A 16,210-nucleotide genomic window follows, 5' to 3' on the forward strand; every position below is an offset into this window, starting at 1 on the left:
TGATGAAGAAAATAACACCGATCTTTCGGATTTTCGATGAGAACAAGGCCAAGGAGTTTTACGTGGATTTCCTGGAATTTCGAATCGACTGGGAGCATCGCTATGAAGACGATCTTCCCTTGTACATGCAGGTGTCCAGTGGGGGCTGTGAGATCCATTTGAGCGGGCATCACGGCGATTGCTGTCCCGGTTCGGCAATCCGGGTGGAAGTCGAAGACATCGAGAGCCTGCATGCCAAACTGATTGCGAAGAAGTACAAGCATGCGCGGCCGGGACTGGAGCATATGGAGGTCAGCGTGATCGATCCTTTTGGCAACCGGATCACGTTTTTTGAGAGGAAAGATGCATGAACCCGGCGAACAAGCTAACGCTGGCCAGAATTATGCTGATCCCCTTGTTTATCCTTTTTTTCGCAGAGTACCCCGTATGGCTGGCGGATTCCAGCGTGTTTATTCAATTTCTGAACCAATACGGGACCTACATGGCGGTGGGCGTATTCGTCCTGGCTTCCGCTACGGATAAGCTCGACGGTTATATTGCCCGCAAATACCACCTGATTACCAATCTCGGGAAGCTGCTTGATCCGCTTGCGGATAAGCTGCTCGTTTCCGTGGCGTTGATCATGATGGTCGATGCCGGGATGGTTCCGGCCTGGATGGCTTTCGTGATGATCGGCCGTGAATTCATCGTGACCGCACTGCGCATGGCGGCTTCGGGCAGGGGGATCGCTCTGGCGGCAGACCGGTACGGCAAGTGGAAAATGGTGTCCCAGGTCGTCGCCATTACGGTCGTGCTGCTGAATAACTATCCTTTTCAATGGCTGACGAGCCTTCGCGTCGATTCCTTCTTGATGGTGATCGCCGTGATGATGACTGTCTTGTCAGGGTACCACTACGTGGTCAAAAACACGAAACTTTTCATGTGAATAGATCGAACTATTTCTTCAGTTCATACTATGTAATCAGCTGCCTGCTCCCTAAACTCGTGGCAAGCAGCTTATAATCGGAACCTTGCGGGGGGAGGCGTAATTTTGATTCTTTGGAGGAAGCAGGGGATCAGCGTAAGGAGACTGGAGGCGGGCGATGCGGACTGGTTGGTCCGATGGCTCAGCGATCCGCGCGTCCTGGAATATTATGAAGGCCGGGACCGCCCGCATGATATGGCAATGGTGCAGGAGCACTTTTACCGAGATGAGCAAATCGAAGCCTGCATCATTCAACTGGACGACCGGGATATCGGCTATATCCAGTATTATCGGGTCGACCCGGAAGAACGTGAGGCGTATGGCTATGGCGAGGGGGACGGCCGGATTTTCGGCATGGATCAGTTTATAGGAGAGCCCGACTGCTGGAACCGGGGAATCGGCACGAGACTGATTCAAGGCATGGTCTCTTATCTATCCAACACGCTTCAAGCCGATAAAATCGTCATGGATCCGCAAACTTGGAACACCAGGGCCCTGCGCGTATATGAAAAATGCGGTTTCCGCAAGATCAGGCTGCTTGAAAAGCGCGAATGGCATGAAGGAGAATATCGCGATTGCTGGCTGATCGAATACAGTGCAGCCGATGGAGAGGAGAAACAGAATGAACAGTTATAGTCAAACCTTGAACCGTTTGGTCGAATATTTTCAAAACGAACTGAAAGACTTGCCCGAAGAGGTGTTCAGGCACAAACCGGGATCCTCCAAGTGGTCGAAGCAGGAAATCGTGGGCCACTTATGCGATTCGGCGGCGAACAACCATCTTCGTTTTGTCAAAATAAAGCTGTCGGCGCAGCCGGTAACGCTTGAGGGATACGATCAGGACCGGTGGGTGGACCTGCACGGGTATCAGGAGCAGTATACCCAGCCGGATATCATCACGCTGTGGATCATGCTGAACAGGCAAATTGCCCATGTTCTTGAGACGCTGACTACGGATGATTACGGCAAAGCCTGCATTCTTCCCGGCGGCGGCGAAGCGACGCTGGACTGGCTGGTGAACGATTACCTGGAGCATATGCGGCATCACTTCAGGCAGATTCTCGGTCCCGACTCGGTAGAGCGGGCGGAGGCCGGGAAATAGGCAGGACGAGAGCTTCTGAGGCAAAACATCCTTATCTCACAAGAAAACCTCCGCTAAACGCGGTCTGTCTTCTTAGAGATGCTTGGATAGACATTTGTTCTTTTCAATGACTGGAGGAACTAACATCATGGAAACACTGCGAGAGCTGTTGATTGAGGATTATGAACAATGCATGGAACTATGGGGCAATACCGAAGGGATGGGGCTGAGCGGCGCGGATTCGAAAGAATCGATACACCGGTATCTGGTTCGGAACCCGGGCATGAGCTTTGTCGCCACCGAGGAGGAGCGGGTGATCGGCACCATTCTATGCGGCCATGACGGCCGAAGGGGCTATATCTATCACGTTGCGGTGGATCCCGCCTACAGGGGTCGGTCCATCGGACAAAAATTGGCGAAGGCGGGGCTGGATAAGCTCCGGGAAGAGGGCATCGCCAAGTGCCATATCATGGTGATCGCGGAGAATGAAGTCGGCAATCATTTTTGGGCCAAGTCGGGCTGGAACCGGCGGGACGGCATCCTGCTGTATTCCTCCAATACATAGGAGCATACGCGGGAGTACCGTCCTTGGGCATAGGTTATGTTTCTAAAATCAGCCGGTTGAACAGCGGACATGGGCGGTGCTAGGGTGAGGCTGCCTCCGGTTCGGAAATGACGGGAAGCGCCACGGTAAACGTAGTGCCTTCCTGAAGAGTGCTCTGAACCGCAATGTTCCCGCCGTGATTATGGATAATGTTGTGCGTGATCATAAATCCGAGACCGGTGCCCGATTCCTTGGTCGTAAAAAAGGGCTTGCCCAGCGCCTGGATCTGCTCCGGGGTCATGCCGCAGCCTTCGTCCTGCACGCTGATCCAGGCTTCGTTGTTCCGGGACAGCGCATGGATCCGGATGATGCCGCCGTCCGGCATGGCTTCCATCGCATTTTTGAGCAGGTTGATGAAGACCTGTTTCAGCTGGTTGGATTCGCCGGTAATCCAGATGGAAGATTCGGAGAAAACCGAAACGATCTCGATATTTTTTAATGCGGCCTGACCGTTCATCAGCGTGATCACCTGGTCCAGCAGCGGCAGAATGTCCATCGGCTTACTCGCATGCGAAACCTGGGGTTTGGACAGCACCAGCAGCTCATTGACGATAAATTCAATTCGCTTCAGCTCAGACTCCATGATTGCAAAGTACTGGTCATTGTAATGGCTGGAGGAGCGGAGGAGCTTCAAAAAGCCGAAAATGGCGGTCAGCGGATTGCGGATTTCGTGAGCAATGCCTGCGGCAAGCTGCCCTGCTGTCGATAGCTTCTCGGACTGCATGAGCCGGTCCTCTTCCATCTTCTGGTCGGAGATATCTTTGAAAATCCCGATGACGCAGCGCTTTTTCTTATAAGTAATTTTCAGCGAAAATCCTTCCACATGCCGCTGCTGTCCGTTGAGGCAGCGGATGCGGTAGTGCACCGAGCCGATGGGCTTGTTGTTGTAGTGCCGCTGCTTGCGCTCGGCCAGAATTTCGTGGTCGGCGGTGTCGACCAGATTGTCCGTAGACATGCCGATCACATCGTCCAGGCTGTCCGCATGAACGAGCCTGAGTCCTGCAGGATTGGCATACTGAATCAGGCCGTTGTTCGTAATAAGGACGGACAGAGGCAGGCCATCCAACAGCTGCATGAAGGAATCTTCCCGCTCATGAAATTGGGTTTCGGTATAGTGCAGCCGGGTTTCCATCTGCATCATCTGGGTTCTGTTCTCGAATTGCGTGAAGTAAACCTCTGGCTTCCCCTCCTCATTCCGGATCAAGGAGATGCGGATATCGAGGGATAGCCGTTGTCCCGCAGGATGGTAATAATGCTGGTCGATCCGGTGCTGATCCCGTTTCATGGATTGCAGCCATTCCCCGAACTTAACGATGTCGCGGGACAATTCCTGAATAGCGGGAAGAAGGTCGGGGGAAGTGAAGTGGTCAGACGTATAACCGAGGAGGGTGCATAAGGCGGGATTGACCTTCAGGAAGGTTCCGTCAGGCGCGATAAAGGCCATGCCGATCGCAGCCTGCCTAAAGGCAAAGTCGTAATTATGGACTTCAACGGATCGCATGGCAGTTCCCCTCTCTACTATCAAGCCGTGTTATATTTATACATATTATAATCGTGAATCTCTTTAATCATCAATGCTAAAGTAAGTGAACGTTAACTTTTATAAGAGAGGCGCGGACAAGGGAACGAAATCACATTCAATATGGAGGTGCTGTACTATGAAAATCACGCTGACTTTGCTCACTTCTGAAGAATTAAAGCAGCAGTGGAAGCAGGCTTTTACCGAACAGGACATCTTTCGCCCGGATGAGTATTACGACAAATGTCTCGCTGAAAACGCAGCGGGCGCCCGCGAAACGATTATCGCCTATGCGGATGACCAGGTCGCCGGGGTATGTCACCTAAAATACGAATCGGACTATCCTCCTTTCAAGGAACAGGACATTCCGGAAGTGAACGATCTGAACGTATTCCCCGTATTCCAGCGCCAAGGGATCGGTAACCGGATCCTGGAGGAGTTTGAATCGATCGTAAGCCGCAAGGGCAAGCGGATCGGGATTGGCGTGGGCTTGTTCAAGGACTACGGTAAGGCGCAGCGTATTTACTGCCGCAGAGGCTACATCCCCGATGGCCATGGGATCGTTTATAAGAACCAGCCAGTCGTGCCGGGCGAGATGGTTCGGGTGGACGATGATCTGAATCTTTTTTTTATTAAGGAACTTCAATAGCTCGGAATGTGAGGTGTGCGATTGGAATTGGCATTGGAACTGGAAACCGCGCAGCCAGAAAGCCATGGCTTGTCGTCCGGCGATGTGCTTCGGTTCATGGAACGGATCGAAGAGCTGGAGCTTCAGGTCAACCGCTTGATGCTGCTTCAGGAGGGCAGGGTTACGGCCCGTTTTAATCGTCAGCCGTATCGAGACGGGGCACCCACGTTATTATTTTCGCTCAGCAAGAGCTTTACTTCTATTGCCGCAGGAATAGCCTGGGACGAAGGATATATTCGGCTGACGGACCCGGTTATTTCGTATTTTCCCGATAAGCTTACTGGAAACGTCCCGCCCTACTTATCTCAGATGACGATCCACCATCTGCTCTCGATGAATACAGGGCATCATGACAACATCTACGGCCGGGTTATGAACTCAGGGCCCGACTGGGCCACAACGTTCTTATCCCTGAAGCCGGAACATCCGCCGGGAAGCCATTACGTGTATAACACCCATGCGACATATATGGTTGCCGCCGTTCTGGAAAGAGCGACCGGCATGAGCCTCGTCGAATATTTAAAGCCGAGATTGTTCGAGCCCCTCGGAGTAGACTTGGTGGATTGGGAGACATGCCCCATGGGAGTGGCTGCAGGCGGCATGGGGCTGAGCATTCCCATTGACGGCGTGGCAAAGTTCGGACAGATGCTGCTGAACGAGGGCATGTATGGCGGTCGGAGAATCGTATCGGCGGAATACGTCCGGTTAGCCACCTCGGAGCAGAGCGATAATCGCCGGAATGAGACGAGGGCCGATTTTTCCGAAGGGTATGGCTACCAGTTTTTCCGGTGCCGGCAGGGGTGCTACATGGGGAACGGCGGTTTCGGTCAGCTCTGCTTTGTTGCTCCGAAGCACGGCATTGTCATTGCGGCCGCTTCCAGCATGAGCCATATGAAAAAGCAACTGCCACAGCTGCTGGACCTCATCTATGAGCATATCGTAGATCGGGTGTACCGTTCGCAACCAATCAGCTCTGAAGCGTACCCGCTGCTTCTGCAGCGGATCGCACGGATGCAGGGCGAGGCTGCACCCTCGGTGCCTTCAGTGCCGTCCGCACTGCCTGATCATTGGGCAGGTCGATATACTGTCCGGGAGCCAGATCCAAACGGCATCGCCGAGATCAGGGTGTGCCGCATGGAGGAGCGGTCCGAGCTTCGGCTTCATTATGCCGATTGCAGCCGGCGCGAGCTTCCCTTTGATTTGACGAAGATGATACGCACCAAGGACATCTTCCGCAAGGATCTGTCCATGCATCGGCAGGAAGCCGCCATTTCGGCCAGGCTGACCGATGATCTGCAGCTCGAGCTTACCGTGGTGTACATCGAGACACCCTACAGGGTAACGCTCACCTTAACGTTTGCTGACGGGCATGTTGAGCTTGTGGAGGAGATCAACGTCTCTTTTGACAAGAAGACGGCCCGGGTCACGGCCATGAAGCAGGAGCAGCAGGCGGGAAGGAGCAAAGCATGATCAAAGGAGTGTTGTTTGACCTGGACGGCACCTTGCTGGACCGGGATAACTCATTGCTGCGCTTTGCAGAGGATCAGTATGAACGGATTCCGGAACTTCATCACGTGGACCGGGATCAGTATATCCGCCGTTTTATAGAGCTGGACGCGCGGGGATACGTCTGGAAGGACAATGTCTATGAACAGCTTGTCCGGGAGATGGACTTGAAGCTGGCCTGGGAGCGGCTTTTGGAGGACTATGTCGCGGGTTTTCGCCTTCACTGCACAGGTTATCCGCATCTGCGGGAAATGCTGACCGTTCTAAAGGACCGAGGAATGAAGCTTGGGATCATTTCAAACGGATTCGGCGAGTTTCAATGGGGCAGCATTCGAGGGCTCGGCATTGCCGATCATTTTGACGTTATTCTCATTTCCGAGCTGGAAGGGCTCCGCAAGCCGGAGCCGGAAATTTTCCGCAGGGCATTGGACAGGCTGGAACTTCATCCGGAAGAAACGGCGTTTGTCGGGGACCATCCTGTTTATGATGTCGAGGCCAGCCGGAAGGTCGGGATGACTGCCATATGGATGAAGGCGGCCGCCGGAGATGCAAGCTGTGAGACGGATCATTCCATCACCGACTTAATGGAGCTGCCGACCCTTTTACGCAATTAAGCCGGATGCAATATTTGGACAGTGGGACCTTGAGTTCCATTGTCCTTTTTTTCGTGAGATAATGGGGAGAAAGCGAAAAAAACTCTTTACAATGAAAATGAGAATCATTATCATAATAAGTGTGTATACATACACATAAATTGCACTTTTTCACGCATAATGTGTCAACAAAGGCAAACATGCGTTAAACGATACGGCATTTCGACACCACTGAACATAGCTGAAGGCAACCAGCATGCGGGGCGGCGATTCCGCCGAGAAATACAATCCCTAAAAAAGGATGATACGGTATGGTACAAAACACACTGGCTTGGCCGGAGCAAGAGATCACCACGGAGGAAAAACCGCAGTCCCAGTCGAGGCTCGGCACGAATCAGCTGAACATCGGATACGCGGATACGCTGATTGTCAACAATTTGAACCTGAGCATTCCGGCAGGTAAAATTACGGCTTTGGTCGGCTCCAACGGCTCTGGCAAATCGACGATTCTCAAAACGATGGCCCGCCTGATGAAGCCTTCATCCGGAGCGGTGCTGCTCGACGGCAAATCGATCCACAGCCAGCCGACCAAGGACGTGGCGAAGCAGCTCGCGATCCTGCCGCAAACCCCGACAGCCCCGGATGGTCTGACCGTGACCGAGCTGATCGGCTTCGGCCGTTCGCCGCATCAGCGGGGATTTGGCAGCATCAGCGCGCAGGACCGAGAGGTTATTGAGTGGTCCATTAACGTTACGGCGCTTGGAGCGTTCAGGGACCGGGCGATCGACCAGCTGTCCGGTGGACAGCGGCAGCGGGCATGGATCGCGATGGCGCTGGCCCAGCAGACGGATATTCTGTTCCTCGACGAGCCTACGACCTTCCTGGATATGGCGCATCAGCTGGAAGTGCTGCAGCTGCTGCAGAAGCTGAATGAGGAAGAGGGCCGAACGATCGTCATGGTCGTTCACGACCTGAACCATGCCACACGGTATGCGCAGCATATGGTGGCGATTAAATCGGGCACCGTCGTGGCAGAAGGGACACCCGGCGAAGTCATGACCCGGGAAGTGCTGCGGGAGGTCTTTGCGATCGAAGCCGACATTCTCGTCGACCCCCGTACGGGAGTTCCGCTGTGCCTGCCATACGAGCTGGCGAGAAAAGCTTAACAGTGATCATCATATATAAGCACCCGTGAAACTTTCAGATACGGCAGCGGCAGGGTCGCTGGCATGTGGAGTTTAAGCGGGTGCTTTTCTTATTTTAAAATCCATCATGAAGGAAGGGTTGCTGGTTCATGAACGCAAATTCGGTTCAGCATCACAAGCGGAATACGATTCTTTATTTTGTCCGGCATGCCGAATCACCGTATGAAGAAGGCAGGGAACGAACGCGGGGCCTGTCCCGGCGGGGGCTGGCAGACGCGCTTGCGGTCAAAGACAGATTGCTGGGCGAAGCCGTTGACCTGTACATATCCAGTCCCTATGAGCGCGCCGTGCGAACGATCCGGGACGCGGCCGACTTCGCTGGCAAGGAAATTATCATAGAAGAGGATTTGCGGGAACGGGAGATCGGGCAGTTTGGCGCCCTTTCGTTTCAGGATGCGAAGCGAAAGGTATACGGCGATGCCGCTTTTGCTTTTCCAGGAGGAGAATCGAGCCTGGAGGCGCGGGAGAGAGCTGCGCGCGTGATCCGGAAATTGCTGGACCAGCATGCCGGTAAGCGGATTGTCATCGGGACTCACGGCGATATAATGACATTAATGCTGGGCGAATTTGATCGGCGGTTCGATTACGCCTTCTGGGAATCCACATCCATGCCGGATATTTACAAGACGCAGTGGGAGGAAGCGACCCTGCGGGAGGTTACGCGGTTATGGCGGGAATAGGAAATAATATATATCATTGTTAAAATTTGTGATAGACTGAAAACGCTGTATCTGCCAGTTTCATAGAGCAAGGGAGCGCAGTTCATTCAGGAGCCTGCGCTGGAGCTTCTGGAATGAGGAGACTGGAAAGATTTCGCGCTGGTCGATCCGGATCGGTATCCGATTGCTTTCGGATCAGGCAAAAAGGGGTCATAGTGCCGAAATGACAGCTGTTCCCGGTAAGGGGGCAGCCATTTTTCTATATTGGAGGGAAGTTATGGATACGGAGCAGGTTTTGGATCGTTTGACGCAGCTTTTTATGACCGAGCTCGGAGAACCGCTGGCCGGTTTATATCTGCACGGTTCGCTGGCGATGGGCTGTTACCGTGAAGACCGAAGCGATATCGACCTGCTCGCGGTCATTGAAGAAAAGCTGGATCCCGAGGTTTGGACTCGGCTAGTCCGCGGCCTTCTTGAGCTTCACCGGTCGATGCCCGGACACCGGGGGATGGAGGTCAGCGTAATCCTAAGGGAGTATGCCGAGAAGCCGATGTATCCGACGCCGTTTGAATTCCATTATTCGGAGACGTACCGGGAGCGGTATGAATCTGACGTGAAATATATATGTGGCGGTTATGAAGACCCTGATCTTGCGGCACATATGATGGTCATTTACCACCGTGGGGTGACACTGTATGGGGAGCCTGCGCGGTCCGTTTTCAGGCCGGAGAAAGAGATGTATATCCGGTCGATTTGGTCCGATGTGGAGCATGCCGTAGAGCACATCGCTGAGACGCCGGTGTATTACACGCTCAATCTGTGCAGAATCCTGCGCTTTTTACGGGAGGGCGAGGTTTCTTCTAAGAAGGAAGGCGGCGAGTGGGGCCTTTCAGCCCTTCCGCCTGCGTATGAACCGCTCCTGCGGCAGTGCCTTCTTCAGTATGGCGGGCAGACGGATGAAGTTAGCGTGGAACCGCATATGCTTCAGGATTTTGCGAGGGATATGCTTAAGGAGATTAAGCAGCGGATGATGGAGGGAGGGACTCGTCCCTGATCACCTTTTTGTGTTATTTAAGTTGAACTAAAGAATACGATGCAAGCAAGGAAGTAAAATGATTCCGAAGAAGCGAAGCGGTCGCATTTGGCTTTCGGATTCCTACCTTACGCGCGTTCAATAAAATCAAGGAATCTGAAAACAAGAGGGATCGTAGGAACATTTTACGTACTTGCTCCCATCATCCGCTTCAATTTTTTAACTCATATAACGTTATCGATAGATTCTTCGGCCTCCGTGCAGGCTGGGTTCAATGAATACTGGACGGAACGTGGAGGTAATGGTTAAATTTGCATATAGATTGTTCACACCCTGCTGCCGGAGGAATGAAGATGAAGCGATTTTTGATCGGGCAATACGGCTCCGTTTGACCAGCAGAAGATGGAGCGCGATTTTAGAGACGGCTTTTACGGAATCGAGGCATGCCTGTTCGAAAATGAAGCGGACACGCAGAAGCTCTTGAGCACCTCCAGAGCGCGGGGCTTCCGGATTGGCGTACATTTTCCCCTTCGTGCGGGAAAGTCGCTGCTTCGGGACGCTCTATTTATGGATGCGGACGAGCAGATCCGCGATGAAGCGCTCCGGCTGGTCCGGGACGAGCTCGACTATTTAAGAAACGTACGGCCCGATTACGTGCTGTTCCATTATCCGAAACCCGTCATTCTGGATGATCGGGTGAACTGGGACGAATGGCATTTTTCCGACAGAACGGAGTATGGCTATGAGAGCGATTGTTCGCTTGAGATGTTTGCCGAGCGCAGCGACCATCTCTTCGTCTGGCTTACTGCTGCTTCCAGGGAATACGGCTTTACGCCGGTTTTGGAATTCGATGCGCTGAATTCGTATATTTATGAGCATGATGTGCTGGAAGGGCTTTTGAAGAAATACCCGGACATCCGGCTGTGCCTGGACACGGGAAGGATATTTTTGCAGCAAAACGTGGATCCTTCTTTTCGGGCTTTGCCGGTCATCCGCAAATACGCGAAGTATGCGGAGGTCATCCACCTATGGAATCTCCAGTACACGAAATCTTCCGTCAAGCTGCGCTACCCGGTGCTGCCGGATCAGCGCCCGGAGGACGGCTGGGCCCCGATCGGGGAATATTTGGCCGTTATCCGCGAAGAAAATCCCCAGGTCAAAATTCAGTTCGAACACCGCTCGGAGCTTGTCAGCCGTGAGGATTTGCAGCGCTGCTATGAATGGGTAGACGAGTGTTTGCGCATCACCAATCACAGCTGATACAGCCAGGGAGTTTGGAAGGGAGGAGCCGATGAGCAGACCCCAGCTTATTTTGGATATTGCCGGTGTCATTGCAACGAACCTCTCGCCTGGATTTTGGGAAGAGGCCGCCATCGCCGGGGGCACGACCTATCGTCAGTTAAAAGATGACTTCAGCCGGGAAATTCGCGAATTGTTTTGGACAGGAGCCATCACCATGGAGCAGTTTAGGGACTGGCTCGCCACGTACGGACCGGATCTAAGCATGGAGCGGCTGAACGCGCTGGCCATGAAGTATTTGCAACCTCTCCCCGCTTTGGGGCGTATTGCCATTTGGAACAGGAAGGCGGATGTTCACCTGCTGAGCAACCACCGGGAGGAATGGCTAATCGGGCTGCTGGCACCGGTCAAGGAACAGGTGAAGAGCCTTACCATATCCAGCAGGGCCGGCTACTGCAAGCCGGATCCCCGCATGTATCAGCTCGTATGCGATCAGCTCGGCGATGGGGCAGGACCTTGCATTTATGTGGATGATCAAGAGAAAAATTTGCTCCCTGCCAGAGCATTGGGCTGGCATGCGGTCATCGCGGATTCCGAAGGCCGGTGGATGAATGAGGTCTCCCGGATGCTGGAGCAGCAGCGCATAAAGAAAGGGTGAGCGGCATGACGAACGATTTTTATTGCGACGAGGTGCTAAACGGCAAAACGCAGGTCAACCGCGTGTATGAGACGGATCGGGTGCTCGCGTATCATCATACGCGTCCTTATTATGAGCATCATGTCGTGGTGATTCCAAAGCTTCATGTTGGTTCGCTTATATCCGGGGAAACGGAAAATACCGAACAACTGCTGCTCGAAGTTTTAGGAGTAGTGAAGAAAGTCGCCTCGGATATGGTGCTGGAGACAGGAGCAGCCAAGGTTGTCACTAATTTAGGGGACTACCAGGAATCCAAACATATGCACTGGCATGTCGTGAGCGGCCAAACGATACGATGAAAGGGAGTGTGAATGATGGAACAATGGTCATACAAAACGGTGAAGTATAAGACGGGTGGCTTTTTGGGCGGCAAGGTGGACGAGGAAGAATTTGAGGATTTGCTGAACAGCTATGGCTATGAGGGCTGGGAGCTGGTATCGTGCTTCGATACGAGCGTATCCCAGGGACAGTCGCGGGACATCATCGCCGTTTTCAAACGGAAAGTATAAAGCCTGACATTAAACCCTGACGCACAGGGTTTTTTCTTTCTTGATGGAATGAAGGCGGGCGATGCAATACGTACACTAGGCGATAAGGAGCGGATGGAATATATGGATCAACGGATCATTGATGAGGCGAAACAGCTTGCGGTCACCGCAGCCAAGGAAGCCGGGGCTATCGCAAAGGAGTACTTTGACAAGTTGGAAAAGGTTGACCAAAAAGGGGATAACGGCGACCTCGTCACGGTGGTGGACCATTTGGCTGAGGAACGGATTCTTGAGCATATCCGCAGCCAATTCCCGGATCACCGGATCCGGGCCGAGGAATCGGGAGATCATGGCCAGCGCAGCGACTGGCTGTGGCTGGTGGACCCCTTGGACGGAACGAACAACTATGCGATTGGCCTGCCTGCGTTCTCCTGCTCGATTACGCTGATGCATCGGGGGCAGCCGGTCATGGCGGTGGTTTACGAACCGATGATTGACCGCCTGTTCGTGTCCACCCGTAACGGGGGAACAACCTGCAATGGGCAGCCCGTAACGAACGGGCCTGCGGGGGCGTTCAACAAAGCAACGGTCGCCTGGATCCAGGGTCATGTGGTAGGCAGCGATGACCGCGCCATCCGGCTTAGAAACCATATTGACCTGCATACGAAGCGAATGATGCGGCTGTGGGCGCCGACGCTGCAGTGGTGCATGCTGGCGAGAGGGCACATCGATGCCATCATCCTGTATAACTCCGAAGGGGAGGACCTCTATTCCGGTGTCCTGATCGCGAAGGAAGCGGGGATGCTGGTGATGGACTTTGAGGGGAATCCTTTTGACGCCATGACGGAAGAGCCTTACCTTATCGCCTGTCATCCGGAGCACCGGGATTACTTTTTGAACATGGTTGCGGAAGGATTGGGCGCCCGGTAGAGCTTGCCATAATGGCAGCTAGCGGCCTCAGGATGACTTTTATTCTGGATACGGCGGCAGAAGGGAAGTGGGCAATGGTTTATTTTATCATGGGGATTGTCGTGGTACTTGCCGGGTGGCTGATCGGATCCTGGGTGTTTGGACCCTGGGGGACAATTCTGATCTTCCTGGTTCTGGTCGGCCTGTTAAGCTATTTATATGGAATGGTGGAAGACTTAAGGGCAAGGGTGAGCTCGCTGGAGAGGAAGCTGGGCGTCTCGGAAGAGGACGATTACGAGATGAGCAACGAGGACATTGAAGCGGAGCTCGAGCGGGAGCTGGCCGCGATTCCCGGCACGACGGAAGAGAACCACGGCGATCAGACCAAAAGGGAGGATTAACGGGCATGTGTCAAGGCGATTCGTCGAGACCAACCATAAAAAGGAGTTGAACGGATGGATCAACCGCTTACGATCAAGATCGATGAAGTATCGTTTCAGCTGAAAGAGCCGCATCCGCTGGAGTGGCTGTCCGCCTGGGGAAAGGCGTTTGCGGTGTTTGACAAGCAGGACTCCGGCAACCTTTCGTTTGGCATGGAAAAGGACGGGGTCAGACGGTTCATCAAGTACGCCGGAGCGGCCACCACGGAATTTGAGGGCGAGCAGGCGGACGCCATCATGCGTTTGAAGCAAGCTGTTCAAATTTACGATGATTTGGATCACCCCGGCTTGGTGCGGCTGCTCAGCCATTTTGAAGCCGGACCCGGCTACGCCGCCGTATTCGAGTGGTTCGACGGGGAGTCGCTGCATCCCCACTGGGCATTTCCGCCCCCGGCCAAATACGAGGACCCGAGGTCTCCGTTCTATCGATACCGCAGGCTGCCGCTTGAGAAGCGGCTGGCGTCCTACAGGGCGATCCTGGACTTTCATGTCCACGCCGAGGAAAAGGGGTACATAGCGGTTGATTTTTATGATGGCAGCCTTCTTTACGATTTTGCCTCCCATACGACGAAAATCTGCGATATCGATCTGTATCAGAAGCGCCCCTTTTATAACCGGATGGGCAGGCTGTGGGGATCGTCCCGCTTTATGTCCCCTGAAGAGTTTGAATACGGTGCTGCGATTGACGGTGTGACCAATGTGTATAATATGGGGGCGACAGCCTTTTTCATCTTTGGCGGGGAGCTGGACCGTTCCTATGACAAATGGGATGCAGGCAGTTCCCTTTATGAAATGGCCCTTAAGGCGGTTAACGCCGATCGAGCCGGACGGTACGCTTCCGTGGCCGACTTCGCGTCTGCCTGGAATGAGATTCTCCATGCGGGAAACGGCGGCTGATGCCCGAGGCGAATTTCAAGATTTTTGCTTTTAGGCGCGGAATCCAGCGAGCGTATTTGGCTTAATGTTACAATGGTCATGTGAAACAAACCGGATGCCTTGCATGAACTTGATTTGAGGCACGCTGACGCCGCTTATATCACTTTACTGAAAGAAGGGTACATCTTGTCTTACGAATGGATTTTGTTTGATGCGGACGAAACGCTGTTCGATTTTAGAATGTCGGAAAGCCACGCGCTGAACCAGCTGCTCGCCAGCTGCAGTCTCGACGCGAACAATTCGGAAATTACAGGTTGCTACAAAAAGATTAATGAGGAGCTCTGGCGCGAATTTGAGCAGGGACGGATCAGCTCGGCGGAGCTGCGGGTCGAGCGGTTTCGCCGGTTCGGCCGCGAGCAGGGGCTGAGCGAGGACGCCGAGGAACTGAGCAGACGTTACCTGGGATCGCTCGCCGAAGGCGCGTTTATTTTGGCAGGCGCCCTGGATATCTGCCTCTATCTGAAGGAGCACGGTTACAAAATGGCCATCATCACGAACGGCATTAAAGAAGTGCAGTTCGGGCGGATCGGCCGCTCTGATTTAAAGGATTTTTTCGAGGCGGTCATCGTCTCCGAGGATACGGGATTCCAGAAGCCGCAGGCGGGGATTTTCGAGCATGCCTTCCGGGTAATTCAGGAGAACCGCAAAGATAAAATGCTGATGATCGGCGATTCCCTCACCTCCGACATCCAGGGAGGCAACAATATCGGAATCGATACGTGCTGGTATAATCCGAACCGGCTGCCCAACGAAACCGCCATCGTCCCAACCTATGAGATCCACGATCTGGCGGAAATTAAGGATATTTTGGAGAAAAAGGGCTGATTGGGCTTGTCGGCATCTGCCAATCACGAAAGCGCTTGAAAAATTAACAACAATTTGACTCGGCTGTAACGAATTTGTGACGATTTTGCTTCGGCTGTGCCTTACAATAAAGTTACATCACAGAGCCCTTTTGCAGCGTTTGAAAACAATCCCGCAGGGTAATGGTTGATATGGAAAAGAAATCATGATTCCATAAAGGAGATATTTTCAAATGAAAAAAAAGATGACCTTCTTAGCTTCCTTGATGATCGTTTTTCTGCTGGGTTTGGTTATGACTTCAACGAATGCAGTCGGGTCTGATAACGAATATAAGCCGGTTCCGCAAACCGAGGACACGGTGACGGCGATGCTGTCCACCATCGGGCAAAAGAACGGCCACCTCTACGTGACGGTGGATCCGATCGAATGGTATGAGGGAGCGGCAGCCGACAAGAAGTTTCTTGAACGGGAGCCCGATGCCGAAGAGCTGGGCGGTGCTCCTGACGGGTATTACATCGTCAACGACGATGAGACGTTAGAGACGTACGAAATCGCTCCGGACGCCGAAGTTCTGATGCAGCTGTATGATCATGACGGAACCTATGAAGGAATGAACATTCAGTGGAACGAACCGGTCAGCCTGACCAAGTTTTTGGCGATTTACCATAACGACAAGCTGATGGACATTCGCTCTTTCCCGTTTCATTTGACGGTGAAGGACGGCAAAGTGGTCAAACTGGTGCAGCAGTATATTCCATAAACCTCGTGTAAAACAAAATCCAGTGCCTCCCGCGGCACTGGATTTTTTGCTGTCAGATGCAGCTTGCAGAGACCCGGGTTCGGTC

The 16,210-nt window shown here is 53.2% G+C and carries 21 protein-coding genes; 20 read left to right on the forward strand and 1 reads right to left on the reverse strand.

The window, feature by feature from the left end; genetic code table 11:
• Window positions 1–2: 2 nt before the first annotated feature.
• The 5 genes from CJP46_RS10200 (at window position 3) to CJP46_RS10220 (ending at window position 2,610) form a co-directional block, all read left to right on the forward strand.
• Window positions 3–350: a glyoxalase superfamily protein gene (locus CJP46_RS10200; RefSeq protein WP_179281117.1), complete on the forward strand. Its 348-nt coding sequence runs from the start codon at window positions 3–5 to the stop codon at window positions 348–350.
• A complete protein-coding gene (pgsA, locus tag CJP46_RS10205) occupies window positions 347–925 on the forward strand; it encodes a CDP-diacylglycerol--glycerol-3-phosphate 3-phosphatidyltransferase (RefSeq protein ID WP_094595498.1) in 579 nt (192 codons plus the stop codon). Before CJP46_RS10200 ends, pgsA begins: the two co-directional genes overlap by 4 nt.
• Before the next feature lie 105 nt (window positions 926–1,030).
• Window positions 1,031–1,600, forward strand: a complete 570-nt coding sequence (locus tag CJP46_RS10210) for a GNAT family N-acetyltransferase (protein ID WP_094595499.1) — start codon at window positions 1,031–1,033, stop codon at window positions 1,598–1,600.
• Window positions 1,587–2,066 (forward strand): DinB family protein, encoded by a 480-nt coding sequence (locus CJP46_RS10215; RefSeq protein WP_179281118.1) that lies wholly within the window; start codon window positions 1,587–1,589, stop codon window positions 2,064–2,066. Before CJP46_RS10210 ends, CJP46_RS10215 begins: the two co-directional genes overlap by 14 nt.
• 127 nt (window positions 2,067–2,193) lie before the next feature.
• A complete protein-coding gene (locus CJP46_RS10220; RefSeq protein WP_094595501.1) occupies window positions 2,194–2,610 on the forward strand; it encodes a GNAT family N-acetyltransferase in 417 nt (138 codons plus the stop codon).
• Window positions 2,611–2,689: 79 nt separating this feature from the next.
• On the opposite strand, the gene CJP46_RS10225 is transcribed toward CJP46_RS10220, so the two are convergent.
• Window positions 2,690–4,150 carry a PAS domain-containing sensor histidine kinase gene (locus CJP46_RS10225; RefSeq protein ID WP_094595502.1) on the reverse strand — a complete coding sequence of 487 codons (1,461 nt, stop codon included), beginning with the start codon at window positions 4,148–4,150 and terminating at the stop codon, window positions 2,690–2,692.
• Between the two features lie 157 nt (window positions 4,151–4,307).
• Between CJP46_RS10225 and CJP46_RS10230 the strand changes: the two genes are divergently transcribed.
• The 15 genes from CJP46_RS10230 to CJP46_RS10300 all read left to right on the forward strand — a co-directional run bounded on the left by CJP46_RS10230 (window position 4,308) and on the right by CJP46_RS10300 (window position 16,125).
• Complete coding sequence (locus CJP46_RS10230) at window positions 4,308–4,817, forward strand: GNAT family N-acetyltransferase (protein ID WP_094595503.1); 510 nt, start codon at window positions 4,308–4,310, stop codon at window positions 4,815–4,817.
• A gap of 21 nt (window positions 4,818–4,838) precedes the next feature.
• Window positions 4,839–6,326 (forward strand): serine hydrolase domain-containing protein, encoded by a 1,488-nt coding sequence (locus CJP46_RS10235; protein ID WP_256992289.1) that lies wholly within the window; start codon window positions 4,839–4,841, stop codon window positions 6,324–6,326.
• On the forward strand, window positions 6,323–6,976 hold the full coding sequence (locus CJP46_RS10240; RefSeq protein ID WP_094595504.1) for an HAD family hydrolase: 654 nt from the start codon (window positions 6,323–6,325) through the stop codon (window positions 6,974–6,976). The genes CJP46_RS10235 and CJP46_RS10240 overlap by 4 nt, the downstream gene beginning before the upstream one ends.
• Window positions 6,977–7,266: 290 nt before the next feature.
• On the forward strand, window positions 7,267–8,121 hold the full coding sequence (locus CJP46_RS10245) for an ABC transporter ATP-binding protein (RefSeq protein ID WP_094595505.1): 855 nt from the start codon (window positions 7,267–7,269) through the stop codon (window positions 8,119–8,121).
• A gap of 128 nt (window positions 8,122–8,249) precedes the next feature.
• Window positions 8,250–8,840, forward strand: a complete 591-nt coding sequence (locus CJP46_RS10250) for a histidine phosphatase family protein (RefSeq protein ID WP_094595506.1) — start codon at window positions 8,250–8,252, stop codon at window positions 8,838–8,840.
• 256 nt (window positions 8,841–9,096) lie between these two features.
• Window positions 9,097–9,873, forward strand: coding sequence for an aminoglycoside adenylyltransferase domain-containing protein (locus tag CJP46_RS10255; protein WP_094595507.1), 777 nt, complete (start codon window positions 9,097–9,099; stop codon window positions 9,871–9,873).
• Between the two features lie 381 nt (window positions 9,874–10,254).
• The gene (locus CJP46_RS10260; protein WP_306431039.1) at window positions 10,255–11,112 is read left to right on the forward strand and encodes a sugar phosphate isomerase/epimerase; all 858 of its coding nucleotides are present in this window, start codon (window positions 10,255–10,257) and stop codon (window positions 11,110–11,112) included.
• Between the two features lie 31 nt (window positions 11,113–11,143).
• Window positions 11,144–11,749: an HAD-IA family hydrolase gene (locus tag CJP46_RS10265; RefSeq protein WP_094595508.1), complete on the forward strand. Its 606-nt coding sequence runs from the start codon at window positions 11,144–11,146 to the stop codon at window positions 11,747–11,749.
• A gap of 5 nt (window positions 11,750–11,754) precedes the next feature.
• Window positions 11,755–12,087, forward strand: coding sequence for an HIT domain-containing protein (locus tag CJP46_RS10270; RefSeq protein WP_094595509.1), 333 nt, complete (start codon window positions 11,755–11,757; stop codon window positions 12,085–12,087).
• Window positions 12,088–12,102: 15 nt separating this feature from the next.
• A complete protein-coding gene (locus tag CJP46_RS10275; RefSeq protein ID WP_094595510.1) occupies window positions 12,103–12,297 on the forward strand; it encodes a DUF4177 domain-containing protein in 195 nt (64 codons plus the stop codon).
• Between the two features lie 102 nt (window positions 12,298–12,399).
• Entirely contained in the window at window positions 12,400–13,206 is an 807-nt protein-coding gene (locus CJP46_RS10280) for an inositol monophosphatase family protein (protein ID WP_094595511.1), read from the forward strand.
• 32 nt (window positions 13,207–13,238) lie between these two features.
• Window positions 13,239–13,586, forward strand: a complete 348-nt coding sequence (locus CJP46_RS10285; protein WP_143812956.1) for a hypothetical protein — start codon at window positions 13,239–13,241, stop codon at window positions 13,584–13,586.
• 54 nt (window positions 13,587–13,640) lie between these two features.
• Window positions 13,641–14,522 carry a serine/threonine-protein kinase gene (locus CJP46_RS10290; RefSeq protein ID WP_094595513.1) on the forward strand — a complete coding sequence of 294 codons (882 nt, stop codon included), beginning with the start codon at window positions 13,641–13,643 and terminating at the stop codon, window positions 14,520–14,522.
• Between the two features lie 165 nt (window positions 14,523–14,687).
• Entirely contained in the window at window positions 14,688–15,386 is a 699-nt protein-coding gene (locus CJP46_RS10295; RefSeq protein WP_094595514.1) for a YjjG family noncanonical pyrimidine nucleotidase, read from the forward strand.
• A gap of 211 nt (window positions 15,387–15,597) precedes the next feature.
• Window positions 15,598–16,125 (forward strand): hypothetical protein, encoded by a 528-nt coding sequence (locus CJP46_RS10300; protein WP_094595515.1) that lies wholly within the window; start codon window positions 15,598–15,600, stop codon window positions 16,123–16,125.
• Window positions 16,126–16,210 lie beyond the last annotated feature (85 nt).

The organism is Paenibacillus sp. XY044 (genome assembly GCF_002257645.1).
In the GTDB taxonomy this organism is placed as follows: Bacteria; Bacillota; Bacilli; order Paenibacillales; family Paenibacillaceae; genus Paenibacillus_AQ.